Source organism: Rhodovulum sp. BSW8 (assembly GCF_003314725.1).
Taxonomy (GTDB): domain Bacteria; phylum Pseudomonadota; class Alphaproteobacteria; order Rhodobacterales; family Rhodobacteraceae; genus Rhodovulum; species Rhodovulum visakhapatnamense.
On the sequence record NZ_QNVX01000006.1, the window covers coordinates 1 to 23455 of the forward strand.

Below are 23455 nucleotides of genomic sequence, written 5' to 3' on the forward strand. Positions count from 1 at the left end.
CTTCTCGGGGATCTTCGGGGGCGCGGGCGCCGGTGCGGGCGGCGGCGTGAAGGTCAACGCCCTTGGCAATGTCTTCGAGGGCGGCCGGGTCCGGGCCTTTGCCGCGGGCGGCGTGGTCGACCGGCCGACCTTCTTTCCGATGCGGGGCGGCGCGACCGGGCTGATGGGCGAGGCAGGCCCCGAGGCGATCCTGCCGCTGACCCGGCTGGGCAATGGCAAGCTCGGGGTCGCGAGCCTCGGCGGCGGCGGGGTGCGCATGGGCGATGTGCATGTCAGCGTCGCGGGCAGCACTGCCAGCCCGGAACAGATCGCCGAGGCCGTGCGGCGGGTGACGCGCGACGAGGCGCAGCGGGTCTATGCCCGCCAGCGCCGGGAGGGCGTCTGATGGCCTTCCCGCCCGAGGCGGTGCGCATCGCGGGCTTCACGCTCCGCCAGATCAGCAGCGCCATCCGCACCCAAAGCCCCTACAGCTTTGCGCAGACGGCCTATGACTTCATGGGCGGAACTTGGGCGGCCGAGCTGACGCTGGCGGCGTTCGATGCCCGCGAAAGCGCGGCGATCTCGGCCTGGCTTGCGGGGCTGAACGGCCCGGCCGGACGCTTCGAGCTCGACATGGCCGCGATGGACTACGCGGGCCCCCAAGGCACGATCTCGGCCGATCCGGTGGTGGCGGTCGCGGCCCAGCCCCGGGCGCAGACGCTGGTGCTGCAACTCGCCACGGCGGCCGACACTATAGAAGCAGGCGACTATCTCACGCTCGACGGCCATCTGCACATCGTGACCGGGGCCGAGGCCCCCACGGCCGCCTTCCGGCAGACCCTCACCCTCTGGCCCCGCCTGCGCGCCCCTGTCGCGGCGGGCGATCCGGTGGCGCTGCGCGCGCCCTGGGGGACCTGGGCGCTGGCCGGACCCGAGACCGCGCTCGCCGTCAGCCAGGCCCGCCTCCGCACCCGCACATTGCAGCTGGTCGAGGCGCTCTGATGACAGGCTCAGCCGGTGATCTCGCGCCGCGCCAGATCGGCAAGGAAGGCCGAACGGGTCAGCCCGCGCTCCTTCGCGGTCTGGTCGATGGCCGCCAGCAGCCCCGCATCCATGGTGATATTGGCCTTGGCGGTCCGCCCGCTCAGCCGGAAGAACGGCACCGCCAGAAGGAACGCCCCGGCCTCCAGATCGCGGGCGACCTCCGCATCGGTGCGGACCGCATCGAGGCTGCGCGCCTCGGGCAGGGGCTCGTCTTCCAGATGAAGCGCAAGCGCCTCGCTGGCATTGGGCAGAAGATCGTCGAGCGCATCGGCGGCCGAGAAGCAGCCGGGCACGTCGGGGAAATGGATGCCGAAGGCGCTGTCGCCCTCCTGATGCACGACGCCGATGTAATGGCGCATGGGGTCTCTCCCTTCGGTCACAGCCAACCGGCCTGCTTGTGGATGTTGCGCACCGTGCCCAGCGGCAGGTCCTTCTTCGGGTGCGGAATCGTCACCGTCCGGTCGCCCTTGCGGAACTTGTGGTGCGAGCCGGTGACCTTCACCAGCACGAAGCCGTCCTGTTCGAGGCGCTTGATGATCTTCCGGCTGTTGGTTTCCACCCTCGGCGCCCCTGTGTGGTTGTGCGCATATAAATACGCCCTGCGCTGCGCGAGTACAAGGGTCGGGTGCAGATATATGCGCATGGAGGCGCTCTGATGGACACCAGCGGCGACCGGAACCTCGGCCTGCTGGTGCAGTGCCGGTTCGACAACGGGGATCTGGCGATGTTCACGGGCCATGGCACGGTCGAGTGGGAGGGCGTGACCTATCTCGGCGCGGCGGGGCAGATGCTGCGGATCGGCGAGGCGCAGGAGACCTCGGGCGGCGAGATGCCGGGGCTGACGCTGACGCTGTCGGGGCTCGATCCGGAGGTGGTGGCGCTGGCCGAGCTGGAGGAGTTCCAGCGCCGCCGGGTGACCCTGCGCCTCGCGCTCTTCGGGCCCGAGGGCCAGATCGAGGCGGCCGATGTGCTCTGGGACGGGCTGGCCGACACGCTCGACAGCGATGACGGGCCCGAGGCCGCGACCGCGACGCTGGCCTGCGAGGAACGCGCCATGGATCTGGGCCGCAAGCGCCCGTTCTACTACCTGCCCGAGGATCAGCAGCGCCGCTTTCCCGGCGACCGTTTCTTCGACCTCGTCCAGGCCATCCAGAACCGGGAGGACACATGGGGGAGATGATCACCCGCCGCGAGGGCTGGGAGCTGCGGCTGGCGGCCGAGATCGGCGCCTGGGAGGGCCGGGTCTTCGTCTGGGGAACGGCCGATTGCCTGGGCTTCTGCCGGGCGACCGCACGGGCGATGACCGGCCGCGATCCGATCCCGGACCTGCCGGATTATGCCTCGGAATACGAGGCCGCCCGAGGCCTCGTCGCGCTGGGATACCGCTCCATCGCCGATCTGATCGACGCGCATCTGCCGCGGGTGCCGGTCGCGTTGGCGCGGCGCGGCGACTGGGTGATGGGCGATGCTGCGGGCGCGCTGCCCGGCGCCATGGGCGTGGTGACCGGCCGCCATGCGGTGCATCTGGCCGAGCGCGGCCCCGTCCGCCGCCCGGTCCTCGACGCGGAGGCGGCATGGCGCATCGGGTGATTGGCCTCGCGGCGGCTCTCTTTCTTCTATCGGTTGCCCCCGCCGCCGCGATGCCGCCGGTCGGGGCGGCGCTGGCGGCGGCCGCCGGGGGCTGGGCCGCCGGGCTGACCGCGACCGCCATCATGGGCCAGGCCGCCATGGCCTTCGTGCTGTCGGGCGTGCAGATGGCGCTGGCGAAGAAGCCGAAAGCGAAGACCCGCGACGAGATCACGCTGAACAAGATCCAGCCGGTGACCGCGGGCCTCATCCTCTATGGCGAACGCACCCTGGGCGGCACCATCACCGCCCGCTCGACCACCGAGGCCGGGGGCAAGCCGCATCGGCGCTATCATTCCGTCATGCCGCTCGCCTGCCACGAGATCGACGGCGCGGTCGAGATCTGGCTCGGCGAGACCAAGGTCTGGACCGAGGCGCAATACCGGCAGGACGCCGCCCGGGGCACCGGCGATCCCTACCACTGGGGCCAGATCGAGAGCGACTTCAAGGGCCGCATCCGGCTCCGCGTCCATACCGGCGCCGAGGATCAGGCGGCCGAGCCGCGCTATGTCGCGGCCGCCTCGGAATGGACGGCCGATCACCGCGGCCGCGGCGTCGCCTATGTCTATTTCGAGGCCGATTACGACCGGGACCTGTTTCCGACCGGCGCGCCGCAGATCCGCGTCCGCGCCCGCGGCAAGCGCGTCTATGACCCGCGCGACTGGATCTCGACCCCGCTCGCCTCGGCCAGGGCCGTCCGGCCCGGCTCGATATGGGCTGGCTATGACGGCGGGGCCATCGGCCGGACCTCGGGCGCGAGCTATCCGCAGGGCGAATCCGACGCCGCCTGGACCGGCGGCCCCATCGCCGCGCGGTTCTTCTTCGGGCGCCGCTATCCCGGCGGGCTCACCCCCGAGGCCGGGCTCAGCCCGGATCTGACCGCGCAGGACGGCGACACGCTCGATTACACAAGGATGGCGCTCGACGCGGATCTCTTCGCGGCCTTCGATGTCGCCTTCCCGGCCGCCCCCGAAGGCGTGATCTGGGAACAGGGCGGTTCAGGCTATGGCGCTTATCTGGGCGTGACCGGGGCCGATCTCGTCTTCCGCGCCGGATCGGGCGAGGTCGCGGGCGAGGAACTGGCCCGGGCGACCCTGCCGGTCGCGGAACTCGCCGGGCGGCGCGGCACGGTCTATGTCGAGATCGACATGACGGCGGGCGCGGTTGCGCTGTGGTTCAAGGGGCGGCGCTATTCGACGAACCCGGCGCTGTGCCTGCGCGACTACGCCCTGACGCCCGAGCTCTTCGGCGGCATCGGCTGGACCGAGGCCGATCTCGACGATGCCGCTATCGTGGCGCTGGCCAATGCCGCCGAGGAACCGGTGCCGCTGGCCACGGGCGGCACCCAGCCGCGCTATGCCTTCAACGGCGTGCTCGATACCGAGGCCAGCCCGCGCGAGAACCTCGATGCGCTCTCCTCCGCCTGGGGCGGCTGGTGGGCCTGCGAACGCGGGCGGCTGACGGTCGGCGGCGCGGTCTGGGAAGAGCCCGAGCTGACCATCACCGAGGACATGCTGGTCGCGGGGATCCGGGTGATCGCGCGGCGGCCCTTCGAGGAGCAGTTCAACACCGTCAAGGCGCAGTTCGCCGATGCGACGGCCGAGCATGTGGTGACCGACCTGCCGGTCCTCGCCTCCGAGACCTACCGCGCCGCCGACAATGGCGAGCGGCTGGTGCGCGATCTGGGCGAGCTGCCGGGCGAGACCGATCCGGTGCGCGGCCAGCGGCTGATGAAGCTGGCGCTCCTGAAGGGGCGGCGCCAGCGCCAGGTGATCCTGCCCTGCAGCCTCGCGGCCTGGGGCGTGCGGCTGGGCGACACCGTCCGGGTGACGCTGCCCCGGCGCGGCTGGCAGGCCAAGACCTTCGAGGTCACGGCCCGCGCGGTGACGGTCGGCCCCGAAGGCGTCCAGGTGCGGCTGACCTGCCTGGAAACCGGCCCCGCGATCTTCGACTGGCGGACCAGCGAGGAACAGGCCCGGCCCGCGGGCGGCATCCCCACGCTGCCCTCGCCGACCGCCAGACCGCAGGTCTCGGCGCCGACGATGACCGAGGAGCTGTACGAGACCCGCGGCGGCGGCGGGGTCAAGACCCGGGTGCGGCTGGCAGCCAGCACCGACAATCCGTTCATCGACGCCTGGCAGTTTTCCTGGCGGCCGATCTCGGCGCCCGAGGCGACCGTGCGCGGCCTCACCGACACGCCCGAGGACCTGATCGACGACATGGCGCCCGGCACCTATGTCTTCGGCGCGCGCGGGCGCAACACGCGCGGCATGTGGTCGGACTGGGTCTATGCGGGCGCGGCCGCGGTGCAGGGCGAGAACGCCCCGCCGGTCGCGATTACCGGGCTGTCGGGTCAGTCCGCGGGCGGGGCCGTGGCGATGCTGCGCTGGGACCGGCATCCGTCCCTCGACGTGCGCCAGGGCGGCTGGATCGAGTTCCGGCATTCGGCCGAGCTGACCGGCGCCACCTGGCAAAGCTCGGTCGTGATCGGCAAGGCGGTGCCGGGCGGGTCGACGGACGCCTCGCTGCCGCTCAAGACCGGCAGCTATCTCGCGCGGCCCTATGACGCCAGGGGCAATCCCGGCCCGGTCAGCGCGGTCGCGCTGCGCGCCGCCTCGCTGGTGCCGATGACAGAGGTCGCCCGCCTCGACGAGGCCCCGGGCTTTGCCGGGACCAAGGCCGGTTGCTCGGCCGCGGGCGGGGTCCTGTCGACCGACGAGGGCGCGACCGAGGCGCTTTACGTCTTCTCGGCGCTCATCAACCTCGGCACGGCCGGGCCGGTGCGGCTGGTCAGCGATGTCGGGATCCTGATCGAGGAACGGCAGGACCGGATCTTCGGCCCCGAAACGGGCGCCTTCTGGTCCCCGCCCGACGCGCTCTTCTGGCAGGGCGGGGCCGATGCCTATGGCGATCTCGACACCCAGGTCCGGGTCCATGACGACGCGACCGCGACCTGGGGCCCCTGGCAAAGCTTCGATGCGGCCGAGTTCGACGGCCGCCTCTTCCAGATCCGCGCGGCGCTGTCCGTCGAAAGCGCGGCCTATGCGCTGCGCGTCACCCGCCTGTCCGTCGCGGCCTACCGCGCGACGTAACCCCAGAGGAGATCATGACCCAGGCCACCTATATCCCGAACGTCACCCACACCAAGGCCCAGGCCTTCGCCTTCTTCCAGGGCGCCCTGGCCGCCGCCGCCTCGACCAATGCCGGGGCGACCGCGCCGTCCGAGACCTGGCCCGGCATGCTCTGGGTCGATACCGCCGCGAAGGCGCTCAGGATGCGCAACGAGGCCAATAGCGGCTGGATCGCGCTTGGCGGCTATGCGTCTGACAGCTTCGTTCCGGCCGGGCTGCGGGAACTGACCGAGGCGCAGGCGCTCGACAGCACCGGCACGGCCTATGGCATGCTGACCGGGAAGATCCTCGCCGCGCTTCTGGACAAATACGACAGCACCAACACCAGGGCCGCCTGCCACCAGTTCCATTCGGACGGGTCCTCCGAGCCCGGGATCGTCGCGATTGGCGATTTTGCGATGGCGCATGTCGCGTATTATTCGGCGCAGAAGGGCTCGGATGGCTGGCGCATGGCGTTCTCGTCCGATGAGGGCATGAGCTGGGGGCCATGGATCGCGCTGCCCGGCGACTATGCCAACGAGACCGGCGGGGCCGGGACCTTTCCCCTGACCGAGGGCGCGTTCCTCTGTCCGTTCCAGTCCTATGCCAGGCGGGCGGTCACGCTGCCGGGCGGCTCGGGCACCGAGCTTTTCCCCGCGCTCACGACAAAGACCGTCCGGGTGCCCGCCCTGGCCACGCATGTGCGGTTTGCCGTTGTGAGGAGCCGCACGGGCGATGCGGTCCTGACCGTGACCCTCTCTCCCGCGGGCGCGCGGACCGAGCTCTGATCCCCCGAGACCCATCCCGAAGGAGACCGGCCATGGCCGACGATACCGACATCCCCCGCGACCGTCCCGGGGCGGACCGGACCCTCTGGGCGCGCCGCCATGCTTGAGGCGACCGACCACGCGCTCCGCACCCTGCTGGCGCTCCTCGGCGGGCTGGTGCTGGTCTGGCTCCGCACCGATGGCATGGCGGTGATCGCCCGCATGGGCATCGTGCTGGCCTCGGGCGCCATCGGCTATGTCGCGGGCCCCGAGATCGCGCTCTGGCTGGGCACGCCCGAGCGCCTGACCATCGTCGGTGTGACCGTCCTCGGCCCGCTGGCGCTCGAAACCGCCGCCGCGGCCCTCCTCTGGCTGAAGCGCGACCCCGCCCATCTGGCCGAGATGCTGCGCCTCTGGCGGGGCGGGAAATGAGCCGGACCCTCTACCTCACCCTCACCGCCGCCATCTGGCTGGCGCTCATCGTCTGGCCCTGACGCTCGGTCCAGAGGTCGACCGTTAATCAAGCGCTGCTTGAATAGGGCGCCCGGCACTGCGCCGACACCACCCATCCCCGAACAGCCCAAGGAGGGCGAAATGCTGAACTTCATCCTGAAGTCTCTTCCCGCGTTGATTCCGAACTGGCGGGCGGTTCTGTGGCGATCGCACTCGATGCGCGCGCTGATCCTCGGCGTGATCTGGACGGGCCTCGTCTCGATCATCGCCATGGTGCCCTGGCTACCGATCCCGCCCATGCTGGTCGCCTGGGTCTATCTCGGGCTGCTGGCCTATGGCGCTGTCGGTCGCCTTCTGGCGCAGGGGATCGGCGATGAATAAGATCCTGCTCGCCGTGGCCGGTCTGGTGCTGGTCGCCGTCTTCGCCTTCCCTCAGCCGCAACCCGATATCGGAATTCCGACATCGGCCCCGGCCAGCGCCCGGACGCAGGAGGCCCGCGCGCTGGCGCTGGCCGTGCCGCTGATCGCGAAATGGGAAGGCAAGCGGAACGCGGCCTACCAGGACCTCGTGGGCGTCTGGACAATCTGCTACGGCCACACGCGCACCGCGCGGCCGGGCATGGTTCTGTCGGATGCGGACTGCGAGGCCCTGCTGCGCGCCGAGGTGCGCGACTATCGTGCCCGGCTTCTGCCCCACTTCTCGGCCGAGACGCGCGCCCGGCGCCTGCCGCCGCCCCGGGATGCGGCCTTCACCAGCCTTGCCTTCAACGTCGGCGTGGCCGGGGCGGGCCGATCCACCGCGACCCGGCGTCTGAACGAAGGCGACGTGCCGGGTGCCTGCGAGGCCCTGACCTGGTGGAACAAGGCGGGCGGGCGCGTCGTCGCGGGGCTCCGGAACCGCCGGACCGAGGAATACGGCTACTGCATGCGCGAGGCGTCGTGATGGGCTGGCTGATGCAGATCCTCGGCGGCGGGCTGGCGGGCCAGCTGCGCGCGGCCTACGAGGCGCGGCTGCGCGCCGCCAACGATGCCGACCGGATCGCGGCCGAGATCCGCATCGCCGAGTTGCAGGAGCGTCAGGCGAATCGGGCGCTCGGCGGGCGCCTGACCGCGTGGGTGCAGGCCGCCTGGGCGGCGCCGTTCATCCTCTACAACGCTAAGCTGCTGATCTGGGACAAAGTTCTGGGCCTCGACGCCACCGACGCGCTGTCCGCCGACCTGCTGGACCTGCAGCTGAGGATCGTGACGTTCTATTTCGGTGGGGCCGCAGCTATCGGGGTGGTCCGGGCGCTCAGGCGGTAGGGGCGATCCTGGCGGCCCGGACGAGCGGGATCCGGTGGCGCTGGCCAGGCGGGTGTGCGGGGCGTGAAAGGGCGGAAAGCGGGCTTTCGCTGCAAGAGCGGACCTATCATAGCCAAGCTGGCAGAGCAGACATTCAGCCTACGACAATTTCGATGCCTGGCGGTAAGCCGCAGGCCACATGCAAAGGTCCTATGCCCTGTTCTCCGAGTGTCGGATGTAAGCTCTTCTGAGGTTCACAATCGACAGGATCGTTTCAGACATTCTGTAGAATGTATACAGGCATTCAAGGTATATAAATATTACAATCAAGATCATCACTGTCGAAATCAAATCCAAGATCATCAAGAGATAAGCTTTTGAATTGAAACCCAGCAATTCTGTAAAAGTTGGCCAAAATTCTGCGAGCGCATCAGAGAAGAGCTTGGGGCTAGTTAATTCAAGCGATGCGATAGTCATTAACACCGCCCCAATTATCGACAATGCGATAAAATATGACGAGCGGCACTTAAAATTTTCACCTAAAACTCCAAGGCGCGCCAGGTCGGTTCGATCATTTTCGTCCTTTGGGCATGGAAGGCCAACATCTGCCATCGTGTGGTCCGAAAACAGGGCTGTGAATGTAAAACCCGTAAGGATCGTGATCGACGTGACCAAGACCGAATAGGACGAATATATCGAAGTTTTCGCAAAGACGGCGCAGATTGCAGAGAAGATCAGAAACAACACTATTCGAAGACAGTGTCCTTCCCTCCTCCCTGTTACGGCGCTGACGTAAGTGCCGTAATTTTTTTCGATAAGCCCCTTCATGTCTTAGTTCATCATCGGCATTATTTTTTCTCGCAGAACTCGAACCATCTCATCTCTTACTTGGTCCTGCCGCGGCACTCCGTTTGCATCGAACTGCACATTCAGCAGAAACTTCGTTGCAAAGTTGTTTTCCCCAAGGAGATAGATTGTGCGCCTCCTTCCCTGTTCCCTAACAACTGCCGTGCATCCAATGATGTCTTCATCATTAAGCTCTAGCATCTCGCCATTGTTCACAATATCCGCTAGAATCTGCTTGCGACGCCGCACATCGCCATGCACTCGTTCTGCCACCGCGCCTACTTGATCAGCGAAATCATCTCCGAACTCGGTGTTCTTGATTGCGATCACACCTGACCGACCGAACAGATGCTGCCGTTCCGGACGGTCATCAGGTCGCCGATAGGTAAGTGTGAGTTCCACTGGAACACCATTCCCGATCTCGCCGGACAAACTCCGCAAGGTGCGGGAGGCAATGCTATAATTACCACGGAGAATATGAATAAGGCATTTACTCATGCCATCATAGTCGCCAAACTGACCGTGATAAGTTACGCCGATAATAATCTTCCCATCTCTCAGGCGCGTGATAAGGTAGTGGAAGGGTCTAAGGTTGAGACTGTCGGCGGAAATTGTTCCCAAGATGTTATTTCTGTACTGCTGCCCGTAATACGCTCCGTCGAAGCGCCCAAAATGTAGATACCCATCGACCAATTCATGTTCCCCGAACGGCAGGTCCGTCCCATCTTTTATTCTCTGGATTACGTCGTCGTCGCGTTCATCTAGGGGGTTAGGATCGATGATCCGATCCACAACTCTTTGAAATTCGTTGGGCGTAAATCCCGATTCTATGGGGTTTGCGGGATCATCTTCATTTTTTGTTGTCTTAACAAGATAATGAAAGGAGGTCGTGACGATGTTGTTCCGAGTTCGTTTCGCCATTCAGATTCTCATTACCCAAAAGTTATATTTTCTCTATGCCTGCCTTAAAGGTTGACCCCCAGCAGCGCAAGGACAAGCTACCTAGAACACCGCCTGTCGATGAAGGTGCGAACAAAGTGTGCCCCTCCCCCACATGTTACGTATACCTAGGACTCCTGCGCAAGTCATGGCTTATGCAACGTTAAAATAAACTCAGCAAAATCGAGCGGTAGCGATCAAGCCTAGGTCTGGTCCAAGCCAAAGGTCCGCTCTCGGGAGGCTGCGCCGCAGCACGTGCGATCCTCGCGAAGGCCTGCAGCGGAACCGCTCGCTACGTTTATGCAGGTGGGCAGGGAAGCGGACGGTGAGTTTGCGAAAGCATTTCCTCCGGTAATCGGCGAAGACTGCTGTTCTCCTTGCGTTCCTTAGAAGCAAGGTTCGCAAGAAGCAGGCGACGGACGGCAATGCACCAGAGCATAGGCGGTGGGTCAGGTCGTTTTTTTTCGGACATTCTCGCGCACTTCTGAGTGTGCGGATCAAACCCCGCCCGATACGCTCAGCCAAGCAGTAACTTCCCGAAAAACTACACCGAAACTGTGGCGGACGCGGCAGGCCTTAATACGGCCGCACCGCATGACGGCGTCGGCTTCGATATGTTCAAAATCCATCAAATTCGACTTCACCCAAGCTATGCGCTCTGAGCTCTACATTGAGAAATTCGAGGGCCCTTTTTCGGTGCTCATTCAGACAGTTGGCAATTTTCGGAGACCTAATTTCCATCACGGATTGGTGCTCCACAATCAAATTCTTTGATATGGCTTCCGTCGCAATCTCGCGAGCCTTCTGCAGGTGCTTTCCCGCTTCTGTTAATCCAGGGATCTTCGGTTTAGGGATTTTACATTCGTCTATAATCTTCCCATCTCTATCCTTTAGACGACCAGTAGAAATTGCATTCTGAGTGTCCGAAATCGCTTGAATAAAATCCGCGGCTCGATTTTCAAGGTGAAATGGTGTTCTCAGGGCGGGCCTATCGAACGCCATGCTAAGCATTAGTAGGTAATGCTCTGTTGGGTTATACTTTTCGCGGTACTCCAGAACGTCCTTGTAGTATCTATACATCAGGTCGACATGATTATTGAGGTACTCTTGGTAATCTTCCCAAAACATCAAAGAAATCTGGAACTTGAATCCAGATCGATTCAAATTCCTCACATGATCCTGAAGGTTCGCATCTCGCGGACCAGTTGTTGCAATTATGAAGCGGTCGAGATCCGGGGTGAACCTTTTTGCAGCTTCGACCTCAGAATCTATCTCCGCAATGGTCAGCTGTTTGGACGGAATTCCTGAGCTATTCTTCTTCTTGCACTGAATTCCGACGTGCTCTCCATTCTTGCGACTGCATCCATAAACGTCAACGCCAGCCTGAGCCTGTCCCTGACGCCCATTTCTTTCTGCATAGTCGTCCTCCCAAAGCACCTTTGCAATGTCGAGGGTAAGCCTTTCGAAGTCTTGCCAATTTGCAGGTGGGGCAATCTCTACTTCAATGGCTGGCACGCTTCCCTCCTAAAAAATAACGTGATTGAGGCGGCGAGCAAGATGCTCCTCGCTCTTGCAGACCTGCTTGCCTATCCGTAACGGCGAGAGCAGGCAATCGCAAGCGAACTGCGGTTCATCCTGCGGCGAGCTTGAAAGGCCGCTTTGACGGCATGCGACTGGCGGAGCGACCGGCAGCTTTGGGCCGCCTGCGTCGCTGGTTGAGAGTTGTTCCATGCGCCAAACGCATGTCCCCTTCCGCGATTCGTCAACCGGTGAAGGCCTCGGGTGACGAATGGCCGCTATCGGCAGCGAGCGTCCCTGGTCAGTTTGCGCGGGGAGGGCGGCCGTGCCCCGCGTTCCGCCGGACCAGTGGCGAAGTGCAATCAACCGGCTTTGATCTTGACGACATTGTCTGCGCAGCCGGTCACATGCCGTTCCCACGCATCCATGACTGGGCGTCTGCGTTCCAATAGATCGGATCGTGCATAGGTTCGCTCGACGCGGTTGCCGACCGTATGGCCGAGTATCGTCTCGGCGACGTCGTAGTCGCAGGCATCGGTGTCCTGGACCCAAGTGCGAAAACTGGCACGAAACCCATGTGGGCGTCCTGCCTCGCCGATGGAATCCAGCGCTTTTTCAATCGCGCGTGACGTAATCGGGGCCCCTGAGCGGCCGGGGAATAGCAGATCGCCCCAAACTTCTTTTCCCTCGTCAACGATCTCGCGGGCGGTGACCGGCAGGGGCACGCGAAAGTCCTTTGTGCGTCCCTCTTGACCTTTCACCCGTTCGGCCGGGACCGTCCAGACATCGCCATCGACCTCGTTCGCCCGTGCTCCGGCGCAGCCCATGTACCTGACCAAGGTGAGCATCATGAAACGCAGGCACTCATGGGCGGGCGATCCGCTATCTAGCCGGGCATATAGCGCAGGCATGTCCTGCCAAGGCGTCACGTGGATATGCTGGGTGGTATGCGACACGGTTCCGAGCAGGCGCTGCGCGGCGTCCGCTGTAAATGGATCGCACTCGAACCCCATCAGCTTCCCTTCCCGGAGAACGAGGCGCGTCCTCTGCCAAGCCTTCTCCGCGGTTGGGGGTTTGGTTTGCCAGATCGAAGACATCGCATCGCGGATGTCCTGAGCCGTCAATTGCGATATGCAAATCCGTCCGATCTTCGGGATCACGTGAACGCGCAACGGCGAGAACCATCTGCCGCGGTCGCCGTCGCCACGAAGTTCAGCTTTCTTGGCCTCAAAGACCATTTGGGCGAGTTCGGCGAAGGTGGGATCGTGTTTGTCGCGTGCTTCCCTTTCGGCGCGCCGCAGCGCGTCGCGGAGGTTGATGGGGTCTTGGCCAGAGCGTAGCTCAGCCGCCCATCTATCGCGCTCTTTTCGAGCGGTCGCCAACCCGACTTCCGGCCAGGACCCGAGGCCCATTTCCCGCCGCTTGCCGAGATGGCTGTATCGGAAGACCCACTTTCCGGAAGTGGGCGATGCCTTCACAAGCCTGAGCCCGCTTCCATCGTCATGTTTCCCGGCACACGCTGCCTTGATGCCCCGCGTCGTGAGGTTTGCCATTCGGTCCTCCGGTCAGTCCCCCAGCCAGTCCCCCAGTCTGCATCGCGCTTCCCAGCTTTTTGCTGATCGCCGCTGACAGAATTTATGGGCTAAGGTATTGTTATTTTATGGAGTCCCAGCGCCCAGAGCAACCCATAGCACACCTAGTTCGCTGTATCTCGACCGCACCATAGTCCCTCGGAAACAGGGACTTACTCTCCCGGATGTGCGGGAGAATAAATCTGTGTCCCTCACACTTCTGCCCAAGGGCATCTTCAAGCGCGGCAGCAATTACGCCGTCCGATTCACCGGTCCTGCCGAGCTGAGACAGGCGCTCGGCAAGCGCGAAATCATCCGGTTTCTCGGGACGTCCGACCTCGGGGCAGCCCCGAGCCGACGCCGGGAAACGCTGGACGAGATCAAGGCGTCCCGTTTCGCGAAACGCGATGAGCCCGTAGATGAACCCGGGCCGCAGCTTGTCTTCGGGACGACCCTGAGGGAAGGGCTGCAGGATGCCGCCGCAGACAATCTTGCCGTTCATCTGCGCATCGCAGCCTGAGCGGAGCAGGCTCGTCGCCCGCGACCGCCCGGCGTCCATATCCCCTGACGGAAGCCGCCGGGCGCGCCTCGGATCACCGGCCGGGCGAAGGTGCGAGGCGTGATCGCATCCGGCCATCGCGCCCGCCCGGTCGCGCAGATCCTCGCCAGGCTTGGCCTCGATCCTCGGGGGCTGCGGAGGTCCCGAAACGCAGCAGGTTTGGCCTTGGGGGCCCTGCAAGCCGACCTGCCCGGGCCGGGGACGAGGCGGGACGCCGATTGCCCCGCCGCAGCCGGTCGTGGGGCGGCGGATCTGCCCGGGACTGCCGCCCTGCCGTCGGACGCGCGATCCGCCCGTTCGCTGCCGTGGCATCGTGGTGCGTCCGCGGACTTGATCCGCCGGACCCCGTCCCCTAGGCTTTTTCGGCGCAGGGAGGCCGGGCGGCATGAGACGGTTTGCGATCCTTCTGGCGGCAGGCCTGCTGCGCGCGGCCTCGGTCCAGGCCCAGATGTGGATGCCGCTGACCGGCACCGGCGGCGAGTTCGACGGTGCCGTGGTCTGCGAGGATCACCCCTGGGGCGAAAGCTCCTGCATCCTTTTGGGATGCCGCGCCGGGCAGCCGATCGATCTTTATGTCGTCTCCCGCACGCTCACGCGGTCCGGGCTGACCGATGCGATGCTGACTGTCGACGGGCGCGTCATCTCCGTTGCCGCGTTCCAGCGACAGGAGGGCCATGACGATCTCTTCTTCGCGGGCGCGACCCGGCAGAGCATCGAGGCCATCGCGGAACCGCTGCGCCGGGGCAGCCGCTTCGCGCTGGACTTCGAGGGCGGCGCTGCGGGACTGACGCTTCAGGGCTCGCTGCGGGGGTCGTCCCGCGCCATCGACCATGCGCTGTCGGTCTGCCCGATGCCGCTGCCCGCGCCCGTGGCCGACCCCGCCGGGGACGCGCTGGCGCAGGTGCAGCGGGATTGCGCCGAGATCGGCGGCACCGTCACGCCAGAGCAGCCGATGGCCCGGCCGGTCGATATCGACGGCGTCGCGCCCATGGATCTTGCCGTCGATTTCGGGGCGGTCCGGTGTTCGAGCGCGAGCTCGTTGTATTGCGGCTCGGGCGGCTGTTCGCAGCAGATCTACCTGGGTGTTGCGGGCGGGGGCTATCGTCCGATCTACGGCGATACGATGTACGGATTCGAGGTGCCGAGCCCGGGGGTGCTGCGCGTCGATGTGCATGGCAGTGCCTGCGGACGCGTCGGGGCCTCGGGGGCCTGCAGGCTGACCTTCCGGGTCGATCCCGACGGCGTGACGCTTTTGTCGAAGGAGTAGGGGCGGTTGGGATGCTGCCCGCGGGTATGATCCGGCGGGCCGGAGCGCGGGGGCGCAGGCCAACGGATCGGCCAGCGCGCGGGGGGCGGCCGTGGCCGGGGCGGGGTCTCTCAGAGGCGCATCGTCTGCCCGGCTGCCGGGCAGCGGCGGCCACATCTGCCCAAGGATGCGGCAGATGTCAGCGTACCCGCCGCCGGGCGTCCGGGCGGGGATGGCGGGCTCGCGGGGCTCCGCTAAGAGAAAGGGGCCCGTTGGCCTTGGCCGGGGGCCTGCGAACGCGGTCGGGATAGGGACGGGCCGGATCGTTTCACGCAGCCTTCAAGTTCTGCGTTGCACTTACGGGTTCAGATGATACCTTTTTGGGCAACGGACGCAGAGCCGACAAGAAGAGCGGCCCCAAAAAGGGGGCGCCAGAACGACAGGGGATACCGGTTGACCGGAACAAGCGACGGTTTCGTGGTCTTCGACCGCGTGCAGAAGAGCTATGACGGGGAAACCCTCGTCGTCAAAGACCTCAATCTCTCCATCGGCAAGGGCGAGTTCCTGACGATGCTCGGACCCTCGGGGTCGGGCAAGACCACCTGTCTGATGATGCTGGCCGGGTTCGAGACCGCGACCCATGGCGACATCCTTCTGGACGGCAAGCCGATCAACAACATTCCGCCGCACAAGCGCGGGATCGGCATGGTGTTCCAGAACTACGCCCTGTTCCCGCACATGACGGTGGCCGAAAACCTGGCCTTTCCGCTGGAGGTGCGCAAGATCGGCCGATCTGACCGCGAGGCGAAGGTGCAGCGCGCGCTGGAAATGGTGCAGATGGGCGCGTTTGGCGGCCGCCGACCGGCGCAGCTTTCGGGCGGCCAGCAGCAGCGGATCGCGCTGGCCCGCGCGCTGGTCTTCGAGCCCGAGCTGGTCCTGATGGACGAACCGCTGGGCGCGCTCGACAAGCAGCTGCGCGAGCATATGCAGTTCGAGATCACCCGGCTGGCCCACAATCTGGGGATCACCACGGTCTATGTGACCCATGACCAGACCGAGGCGCTGACCATGTCGGACCGGGTCGCGGTGTTCAACGACGGGCGTATCCAGCAACTGGCCCGGCCCGACGAGCTTTACGAGAAACCCGTGAACAGTTTCGTCGCCCAGTTCATCGGCGAGAACAACACGCTGCTTGGGCGCGTCAAGGAGATCGACGGTACCGCGCTGGTCGAACTGGACGATGGCGAGGTCATCGACGCCATGCCGGTCAATGTCTCGCGTCCCGGCGAACGGACGCTGGTCTCGATCCGGCCCGAGCGGGTCGAGATCGACCCCAAGCGGCTCACGCCCGGGGCGCATCTGATTCATGCCGAGGTGCTGGAATTCATCTATATGGGCGACATCTACCGGACCCGGCTGCGGGTCGCGGGAAACGACGATTTCGTCATCAAGACCCGGAACGCCCCGGATCAGCGCCGGCTGAGACCCGGCGAGCATATCGAGATCGGCTGGTTGCCGGAGGACTGCCGCGCGCTGGACGCGCCCTGACGGTTTCCGGGCCCGCCTTGCCCGGGGGCGGTGGCCGGAGCAACACTGAACCGGGCCAAGTCAGCAGGGAGATCGCAATGACGATCAGACATCTTCTTTCCGCAACCGCGCTGGCGGCGCTGCCCGCCGGATTTGCCCTTGCCGAGGACCTGCCGCCCTGCGAGGGCTGCGCCGACAGCTTGACGGTCGTGTCCTGGGGAGGGGCCTACCAGACCAGTCAGCAGAAAGCCTATTCCGAGCCCTATGCCGAGATGACCGGCACGGGCTTCACCTGGGACGAAAGCTCGAACGAGGCGGTGGCCAAGCTGCGCGCCATGAACGAGGCGGGCAACGTCACCTGGGATCTGGTCGATGTCGAGGGCCCGGACAGCCAGCGTCTTTGCGACGAGGGTCTGGCGATGGAGGTGGATCTCGACGAGATGCTGGCGCCCGGGGCCGACGGCACCCCGGCGTCCGAGGATTTCGGCGACAGCGTCATCAACGATTGCTTCGTGCCGCAGATCGTGTTCTCGACCACATTCGGTTACCGCACCGATGTCGCGGCCTGGAACGGCAAGGAGCCCGAGAATCTCTGCGCGCTGTTCGATACCGAGACCTTCCCGGGCAAGCGCAGCCTCGAGAAGCGTCCGAAGAAGAACCTCGAATGGGCGCTGCTGTGCGACGGCGTGACCAAGGACGAGCTTTACGACGTGCTCGACACGCCCGAGGGCGTGGACCGCGCGCTGGCCAAGCTCGACACCATCAAGGACGACGTGATCTGGTGGTCGGCGGGCGCCGAGACGCCCCAGCGCCTGGCCGATGGCGAGGTGGTCATCGGCTCGACCTATAACGGCCGTCTGTTCAGCCTGATCGTCGAGCAGAAACAGCCGGTGAAGATGCTCTGGGACTGGCAGGTCTTCGACTATGACGGCTGGATCATCCCCGCCGACCTGCCCGAAGACCGGCTGAACCGGGTGATGCACTTCCTGCATTTCGCGACCGACACCCAGCGCCTGGCCGATCAGGCCAAGTATATCTCTTACGGCCCGTCGCGCGCCTCGTCGCAGCCGCTGGTGTCGACCCATGCCGAGCTTGGCATCGAGATGGCGCCGTTCATGCCCACCAACCCCGAGAACCAGAAGAACTATCTGGTGAACAACATCGAATGGTGGGCCGACAACCAGGATGACGTCGAGGCCAAGTTCCAGGCCTGGCTCGCCAGGTAAACCCGCCCGTCGGGCAGCGCGCCCCTGCGGGCGGCGCGCTGCCCCGACATTCCGGCCGGGGCGCGCGCGTTTGCCTGACGCGTGCACGCCCGGGCTCCAGGCACAAGACCAGGGGGACGCGCGAGATGCCCAAGGGGTATATCATCGCCCATATCACCGTGACCGATCCGGAGGCCTACCGCGAGTATGTCGACCGCGACACGCCCATTCTTGAAAGCTTCGGCGGACGGTTCATCGTCCGGGGCGGCGCCTCGGAAGCGCCCGAAGGGCCGATGAAGGACCGCCATGTGGTGATCGAGTTCCCCGATTTCGAGACCGCGAAGCGCGCCTTCCATTCGCCCGAATACCAGGAGGTCGCGCGCATCCGCCACGCCACCGCGTTCAGCGACATCGTTCTGGTCGAGGGCGTGGCATGACCGAGACCGCCACCGACCCCACCGGCCCGGTCCTGGCCGCCGACGGCCTGCCGCTCAAGCGCAGCCTGCGCCGCGCGCTCCGGGCGCAGAAGCTGCGCGCGCTGATGCTGATCGCGCCGCTGCTGATCTTCATCCTGGTGACCTTCATCGCGCCCATCGCCGACATGCTGTTCCGGTCGGTCGAGAACGAGATCGTCGCCGACACCCTGCCGCGGACCGCCCGTGCGATCCAGGATTACGACCCGGATCTGGGCGGGATGCCCTCCGACAAGGTTCTGGCAGCCTTCACCTACGATCTGGTCGCCGCGGACGAGCGCAAGCAGCATACCCGCCTCGGCTCGCGGCTGAACTACGAGTATTCCGGGATCTCGTCCCTGTTCCGCAAGACCGGCCGCCGGGTCGACGATTTCGGCGAGACCTATCGCGACCAGTTCGCCGCGGTCGATCCCGCCTGGGAAGAGCCCGCCACCTGGATCGCGCTGATGGCTGATCCGGACTGGGTCGCCGAATACCGGGCCTGGACCGCGGCGGGCGATGCCGCCAAGGCCGCGCGGCGCGATTTCGCGCAGGCCCAGCCGCTGTTCCGGCTGCGCGACGGGGTCGAGGACATCCTGCCCGAGACCGCCAGCGCCTATGCCGAATTCGCCCGCATCGTGCAGGTCGAGGACGGCGACGACCCGGCGGCCGAAGAACCCTGGGCGCCGGTCTATCTGGCGCTTTACCGGGACCTTCTTCATGTCGGGCCGGGCGCCATCGCCCAGCTCGGCCCCGAGGCCGAGGCGATGCTGGATGCCGCCCATGACGCGGTCGAGGATTTCGCGCCGGTCGATCTGTCCGGGCTGTATCTGAAAGCCGACAAGGATTGGGCCGATCCCGGTGTCTGGGGCACGATCAAGGCCTTCTCTCCCGCCTACACGCCCGGCTATTTCCTGAATGCGGTCGATCTGCAACTGACCCCCGACGGGGTCGCGGCCCAGCCCGAGGACCGGCAGATCTACATCATGCTGTTCGAGCGGACGCTGTTCATGAGCCTGATGATCATGGGGTCCTGCGTGCTTCTGGGCTATCCGATCGCCTATCTGCTGTCGAACCTGCCGCTCCGGACCTCGAACCTGTTGATGATCCTGGTGCTCTTGCCGTTCTGGACCTCGCTTCTGGTGCGGACCTCGGCCTGGAAGGTGCTCTTGCAGCAACAGGGGGTGATCAACGACGTCCTCGTCTGGCTGGGGATCGTGTCGAACAGCGGGCGGCTGATCCTGATCAACAACCAGACGGGCACCATCATCGCGATGACCCATATCCTGCTGCCCTTCATGATCCTGCCGCTTTATTCGGTGATGAAGACCATTCCGCCCACTTACGTGCGGGCCGCGAAAAGCCTTGGCGCCACCAACTGGACGGCCTTCTGGCGGGTCTACTTCCCGCAATCGGTGCCGGGGATCGGCGCGGGCTGCATCCTCGTCTTCATCCTGGCTATCGGCTATTACATCACGCCCGAACTGGTCGGCGGGACCAACGGCACCTTCATCTCGAACCGGATCGCCTATCATATCTCCAGCTCGCTCAACTGGGGGCTGGCGGCCGCGCTGGGCTCGATCCTGCTGGCGGTCGTGCTGATCCTTTACTGGGCCTATGACAAGCTCGTGGGCATCGACAATGTGAGCCTGGGGTAACGCGCATGTCACAGATGGACCTTCCCCCCTATGCCACGGCCGGTCAGCGGATCTGGCATTATGCCTTCTACGTGATCTGCGGGCTGATCTTCTTCTTCCTGATCGCGCCGATCCTCGTCATCATCCCGCTCAGCTTCAACGCCGAGAATTTCTTCACCTTCACGCCGAAGATGCTGGCGCTCGACCCCGAGGGCTATTCGCTGAAGCATTATCAGGAGTTCTTCACCAGCAATTCCTGGCAGCATGCGCTGTGGAACTCGGTCAAGATCGCGCCCGCCGCCACGCTTCTGGCGGTCGGGCTCGGTACGCTCGCGGCGGTGGGGCTCAGCCAGGAACATGTGCCGTTCCGCCGGGCGATCATGGCGATCCTGATCTCGCCGATGATCGTGCCGCTGATCATCTCGGCGGCGGGGATGTATTTCTTCTATTCCCGGATCGGGCTGCAGGGCACCTATGTCGGCGTGGTGCTGGCCCATGCGGCGCTGGGCATTCCCTTCGTCATCATCACCGTGACGGCGACGCTGGTGGGGTTCGACAAGTCGCTGACGCGCGCGTCGGCCAGCCTTGGCGCGAACCCTGTCACGACCTTCTTCAAGGTGCAGATGCCGCTGATCCTGCCGGGCGTCGTCTCGGGCGGGCTTTTCGCCTTCATCACCTCCTTCGACGAGGTGGTGGTGGTGCTGTTCGTCGGCTCGGCCAACCAGCAGACGCTGCCCTGGCAGATGTTCACGGGGCTGCGCGAACAGATCAGCCCGACCATTCTGGCGGTCGCGACGATCCTCGTGGTGATCTCGATCGGGCTGCTGACGGCGGTCGAGATCCTGCGGCGCCGGTCCGAAAAGATGCGCGGCATGAGCCCGGGCTAAGCGGGCGGGGCAGGGCCCCGTTCTCCGCTTGACGGAACAACCGCCGCGCCTGTCTTGTTGAAGAGATGTCTACGGCAAGGGAGGGGAGGCCATGAAACCGTTCAAGACACTGGTACTCGTCGCCAACGAGCGCGAGGCCCGACTGCTGGTCAATCTGGGTCCCGGCAAGGGTCTGAGGGAGGTCAGCCATTTCCAGAAGGCGCGCGAAATCGAATATGCCGACGGGCGCGGCCGCGATCAGGGCGGGCCGGCCGCCGGGCGCCATGCGCTGGAGCCAGCGACCAGCGCGCGACAGCTGAGCCGCGAGAGCTTTGCGATGCATGTTCTGTCGGTCGCGGCCGAGGCCTGGGCGCGGGGCGACTACGACCGCTTCGTGATGACCGCGCCGCCGCAGATGCTGGGCGAATTGCGCAACCGCATCGAAGGCCCGCTTGAGCGCGCGCTTGCCGTCGATCTGAACAAGGACATCGTGGGGGTTGCAGCGACGGACCTGCCTCGCCATTTCGAAGAGGTGATCGTGTTCTGAGACGGGCTGCGTGGGGTAGCCCGGGAATGCGGTCGCAGCGGAGGCTGGACCAATGACCGATACCAACTCGACGCTCAACGACGGCGCGCGGGCATCGGGCGCCCAGGGCAAGGGCTACCGTCCCGCGCTGATCCGGGGGGGCTGGATGCTTGTCATGCTGGCCCTCTTCTACGCCGCGCACACGGTGCTGATCATCGCGGCCGTGCTGCAATTCGGCTGGCTTCTCTTCGCCAAGGAAGAGAACGAGCGGATCGCCGAATTCGGCGACAAGCTGGCCAACTGGATGGCGATTGCCGCGCGCTACCTGACGGTGGCGAGCGAAGCCAAGCCTTTCCCCTGGACCGACTGGAGATAATCGGCCGATCCCGGGCGCAATCGGACCGGGTGGCGCAGAGCCTGCGCCGCCCGGCAGTGCGGCGGGGGCTCAGTCCTCCATCGCCTCCAGTTCGTCGATGAAGCCCGAGATCATCGACAGGCCCTTGTCCCAGAAGGCCGGGTCCGAGGCGTCGAGCCCGAAGGGGGCCAGCAGATCCTTGTGGTGCTTGGACCCGCCCGCCTTCAGCATGTCGAAATACTTGTCCTGGAAGCCCGGACCGCTTTCCTCGTAGACCGCGTAAAGCGCATTCACCAGCCCGTCGCCGAAGGCATAGGCATAGACGTAGAAGGGCGAATGGACGAAATGCGGGACATAGGCCCAGAAGGTCTCGTAGCCCGGCATGAACTCGAAGACGGGCCCGAGGCTTTCGCCCTGAACGCTCATCCAGATCTCGTTGATGTCCTCGGGTGTCAGTTCGCCGCCGCGCCGGGCCGCGTGCAGCTTGCATTCGAAATCGTAGAAGGCGATCTGCCGCACGACCGTGTTGATCATGTCCTCGACCTTGCCCGCCAGCAGGGTCTTTTTCTGGGCCTGCGTCGTGGCGCCCGCCAGCAGCTTGCGGAAGGTCAGCATCTCGCCGAACACGGAGGCCGTCTCGGCCAGCGTCAGGGGCGTCGAGGCCAGCAATTCGCCCTGACCGGCGGCCAGCACCTGATGGACGCCGTGCCCCAGCTCATGGGCGAGCGTCATCACGTCGCGCGGCTTGCCCAGATAGTTCAGCATCACATAGGGGTGGACGTCGGTCACGGTGGGATGGGCGAAGGCCCCCGGCGCCTTGCCGGGTTTGACGCCCGCGTCGATCCAGCCCCGGTCGAAGAAGGGTTCGGCGATCTCGGCCATCTTCGGCGAGAATTCTGCATAGGCCTCCATCACGGTGGTCTTGGCAGCGTTCCAGCCGACCGTCTTCGGCTCCTCGATGGGCAGCGGCGCGTTGCGGTCCCAGACCTGCAGCTTGTCGAGCCCCAGCCATTTCGCCTTCAGCGCGTAATAGCGGTGCGAGAGCTTGGGATAGGCCGCGACCACGGCATTGCGCAGCGCCTCGACGACCTCGGGTTCGACATGGTTCGACAGATGCCGCCCGGTCTGCGGCGTCGGCATCTTGCGCCAGCGGTCCTCGATCTCCTTTTCCTTGGCGAGCGTGTTATGGACCCGGGCAAAGAGCTTGATATTGGCGCCGAAAACCTCGGCCAGCGCGCGCGCGGCCGCCTCGCGCCTGTCGCGGTCGGGATCGGTCAGCAGGTTCAGCGTGCCCTCGATCCCCAGCGCCTCGTCGCCGACTTCGAAGCCAAGCCCGGCGACGGTTTCGTCGAACAGCTTGTTCCAGGCGCTCGCGCCCACCACCGACTGGTCGTGCAGGAATTTTTCCAGCTCGTCCGACAGCTGATAGGGCCGCATCGCCCGCATCCGGTCGAAGACGGGCTTGTAGCGCGCAAGGGCCGGGTCGGCCGTGATCACGGCCTCATAGGCACTGTCGCCGATCCGGTTGAATTCGAGCGAGAAGAACACCAGCGGCGTGGTCGCCGCGGTGATGCGGTCCTGGCAATCCGACAGGAACTTGGCGCGGCCCGCATCCATGGTGTTCTGATAATAGCGCAGCCCCGCAAAGGACATGATCCGCCCGGCCACGCGGTCGATGGCCTCGTAGCGTTCGACGCAAGCCAGCATCCCGGCGGCGTCGAGCCCGGCCAGCTTGCCCTCGTAATCGGCCGCGAAGGCCGTGCATTCCTGTTCGAGCCAGTCCATGTCCCGGGCGATTTCAGGGGCGTCGGGGGCCGCGTAGAGATCGGACAGATCCCATTCCGGCAGGTCGCCCAGAGCGCCGCCGGCGCTGGCATTGGCGTCGAAGACGGGGGCGGGCGGGGCGATGCGCATGGGCGATCCTCATTTGTTGTCTCGACCCAGAGAT

Annotated in this window: 26 protein-coding genes; 19 read left to right on the forward strand and 7 right to left on the reverse strand. The window is 65.4% G+C overall.

The window, feature by feature from the left end; genetic code table 11:
• Together DSD19_RS22215 and DSD19_RS05100 are read left to right on the forward strand one after the other, a co-directional pair.
• The coding region (locus tag DSD19_RS22215; protein ID WP_371412532.1) for a phage tail tape measure protein at positions 1–385 on the forward strand (385 nt) is incomplete at its 5' end.
• Positions 385–981 (forward strand): hypothetical protein, encoded by a 597-nt coding sequence (locus tag DSD19_RS05100; protein ID WP_113668781.1) that lies wholly within the window; start codon positions 385–387, stop codon positions 979–981. The genes DSD19_RS22215 and DSD19_RS05100, both read left to right, overlap by 1 nt.
• An 8-nt stretch (positions 982–989) precedes the next feature.
• On the opposite strand, the gene DSD19_RS05105 is transcribed toward DSD19_RS05100, so the two are convergent.
• Entirely contained in the window at positions 990–1382 is a 393-nt protein-coding gene (locus DSD19_RS05105; protein ID WP_113668782.1) for a type II toxin-antitoxin system HicB family antitoxin, read from the reverse strand.
• A gap of 17 nt (positions 1383–1399) precedes the next feature.
• Entirely contained in the window at positions 1400–1582 is a 183-nt protein-coding gene (locus DSD19_RS05110) for a type II toxin-antitoxin system HicA family toxin (RefSeq protein WP_075786980.1), read from the reverse strand.
• 96 nt (positions 1583–1678) lie between these two features.
• Between DSD19_RS05110 and DSD19_RS05115 the strand changes: the two genes are divergently transcribed.
• The 8 genes from DSD19_RS05115 to DSD19_RS05145 all read left to right on the forward strand — a co-directional run bounded on the left by DSD19_RS05115 (position 1679) and on the right by DSD19_RS05145 (position 8281).
• Entirely contained in the window at positions 1679–2203 is a 525-nt protein-coding gene (locus DSD19_RS05115) for a hypothetical protein (protein WP_113668783.1), read from the forward strand.
• Positions 2191–2613 carry a hypothetical protein gene (locus DSD19_RS05120; RefSeq protein ID WP_113668784.1) on the forward strand — a complete coding sequence of 141 codons (423 nt, stop codon included), beginning with the start codon at positions 2191–2193 and terminating at the stop codon, positions 2611–2613. The genes DSD19_RS05115 and DSD19_RS05120 overlap by 13 nt, the downstream gene beginning before the upstream one ends.
• A complete protein-coding gene (locus tag DSD19_RS05125) occupies positions 2598–5741 on the forward strand; it encodes a phage tail protein (protein WP_113668785.1) in 3144 nt (1047 codons plus the stop codon). The genes DSD19_RS05120 and DSD19_RS05125 overlap by 16 nt, the downstream gene beginning before the upstream one ends.
• A gap of 14 nt (positions 5742–5755) precedes the next feature.
• On the forward strand, positions 5756–6547 hold the full coding sequence (locus DSD19_RS05130) for a hypothetical protein (RefSeq protein ID WP_113668786.1): 792 nt from the start codon (positions 5756–5758) through the stop codon (positions 6545–6547).
• Between the two features lie 99 nt (positions 6548–6646).
• A complete protein-coding gene (locus DSD19_RS05135; RefSeq protein ID WP_113668787.1) occupies positions 6647–6958 on the forward strand; it encodes a hypothetical protein in 312 nt (103 codons plus the stop codon).
• A gap of 162 nt (positions 6959–7120) precedes the next feature.
• Positions 7121–7360, forward strand: coding sequence for a hypothetical protein (locus DSD19_RS21360; RefSeq protein WP_133260359.1), 240 nt, complete (start codon positions 7121–7123; stop codon positions 7358–7360).
• Positions 7353–7922, forward strand: coding sequence for a lysozyme (locus tag DSD19_RS05140; protein ID WP_165828050.1), 570 nt, complete (start codon positions 7353–7355; stop codon positions 7920–7922). The genes DSD19_RS21360 and DSD19_RS05140 overlap by 8 nt, the downstream gene beginning before the upstream one ends.
• The gene (locus DSD19_RS05145) at positions 7922–8281 is read left to right on the forward strand and encodes a hypothetical protein (RefSeq protein ID WP_113668789.1); all 360 of its coding nucleotides are present in this window, start codon (positions 7922–7924) and stop codon (positions 8279–8281) included. Before DSD19_RS05140 ends, DSD19_RS05145 begins: the two co-directional genes overlap by 1 nt.
• A gap of 189 nt (positions 8282–8470) precedes the next feature.
• Here the strand turns inward: DSD19_RS05145 and DSD19_RS21365 are convergent, their stop codons facing one another.
• The 4 genes from DSD19_RS21365 to DSD19_RS05150 all read right to left on the reverse strand — a co-directional run bounded on the left by DSD19_RS21365 (position 8471) and on the right by DSD19_RS05150 (position 13116).
• On the reverse strand, positions 8471–9088 hold the full coding sequence (locus tag DSD19_RS21365) for a hypothetical protein (protein ID WP_133260360.1): 618 nt from the start codon (positions 9086–9088) through the stop codon (positions 8471–8473).
• A gap of 3 nt (positions 9089–9091) precedes the next feature.
• Positions 9092–10027 carry a hypothetical protein gene (locus DSD19_RS21370; RefSeq protein ID WP_133260361.1) on the reverse strand — a complete coding sequence of 312 codons (936 nt, stop codon included), beginning with the start codon at positions 10025–10027 and terminating at the stop codon, positions 9092–9094.
• A 636-nt stretch (positions 10028–10663) separates the two neighbouring features.
• Positions 10664–11560 (reverse strand): hypothetical protein, encoded by an 897-nt coding sequence (locus DSD19_RS21375; RefSeq protein ID WP_133260362.1) that lies wholly within the window; start codon positions 11558–11560, stop codon positions 10664–10666.
• 365 nt (positions 11561–11925) lie between these two features.
• Complete coding sequence (locus tag DSD19_RS05150) at positions 11926–13116, reverse strand: site-specific integrase (RefSeq protein WP_113668790.1); 1191 nt, start codon at positions 13114–13116, stop codon at positions 11926–11928.
• Positions 13117–13339: 223 nt separating this feature from the next.
• Between DSD19_RS05150 and DSD19_RS05155 the strand changes: the two genes are divergently transcribed.
• The 9 genes from DSD19_RS05155 (at position 13340) to DSD19_RS05195 (ending at position 21528) form a co-directional block, all read left to right on the forward strand.
• Positions 13340–13654 carry a DUF6538 domain-containing protein gene (locus DSD19_RS05155; RefSeq protein ID WP_113668791.1) on the forward strand — a complete coding sequence of 105 codons (315 nt, stop codon included), beginning with the start codon at positions 13340–13342 and terminating at the stop codon, positions 13652–13654.
• A 424-nt stretch (positions 13655–14078) separates the two neighbouring features.
• Complete coding sequence (locus DSD19_RS05160; protein WP_113668792.1) at positions 14079–14960, forward strand: hypothetical protein; 882 nt, start codon at positions 14079–14081, stop codon at positions 14958–14960.
• Positions 14961–15392: 432 nt separating this feature from the next.
• Positions 15393–16487: an ABC transporter ATP-binding protein gene (locus tag DSD19_RS05165; protein ID WP_075786966.1), complete on the forward strand. Its 1095-nt coding sequence runs from the start codon at positions 15393–15395 to the stop codon at positions 16485–16487.
• Positions 16488–16564: 77 nt separating this feature from the next.
• Positions 16565–17692 (forward strand): extracellular solute-binding protein, encoded by a 1128-nt coding sequence (locus DSD19_RS05170; RefSeq protein WP_113668793.1) that lies wholly within the window; start codon positions 16565–16567, stop codon positions 17690–17692.
• Between the two features lie 125 nt (positions 17693–17817).
• On the forward strand, positions 17818–18108 hold the full coding sequence (locus DSD19_RS05175; RefSeq protein ID WP_113668794.1) for a DUF1330 domain-containing protein: 291 nt from the start codon (positions 17818–17820) through the stop codon (positions 18106–18108).
• Positions 18105–19781, forward strand: coding sequence for an ABC transporter permease (locus tag DSD19_RS05180; RefSeq protein WP_113668795.1), 1677 nt, complete (start codon positions 18105–18107; stop codon positions 19779–19781). The genes DSD19_RS05175 and DSD19_RS05180 overlap by 4 nt, the downstream gene beginning before the upstream one ends.
• A gap of 14 nt (positions 19782–19795) precedes the next feature.
• On the forward strand, positions 19796–20647 hold the full coding sequence (locus DSD19_RS05185) for an ABC transporter permease (protein WP_075786962.1): 852 nt from the start codon (positions 19796–19798) through the stop codon (positions 20645–20647).
• 91 nt (positions 20648–20738) lie between these two features.
• A complete protein-coding gene (locus tag DSD19_RS05190) occupies positions 20739–21173 on the forward strand; it encodes a host attachment protein (protein WP_113668796.1) in 435 nt (144 codons plus the stop codon).
• 52 nt (positions 21174–21225) lie between these two features.
• The gene (locus tag DSD19_RS05195; protein WP_081382209.1) at positions 21226–21528 is read left to right on the forward strand and encodes a DUF4389 domain-containing protein; all 303 of its coding nucleotides are present in this window, start codon (positions 21226–21228) and stop codon (positions 21526–21528) included.
• A 69-nt stretch (positions 21529–21597) separates the two neighbouring features.
• Here DSD19_RS05195 and DSD19_RS05200 read toward each other — a convergent pair whose 3' ends face one another.
• Positions 21598–23421 carry a M3 family oligoendopeptidase gene (locus DSD19_RS05200; protein WP_113668797.1) on the reverse strand — a complete coding sequence of 608 codons (1824 nt, stop codon included), beginning with the start codon at positions 23419–23421 and terminating at the stop codon, positions 21598–21600.
• Positions 23422–23455: the final 34 nt, after the last annotated feature.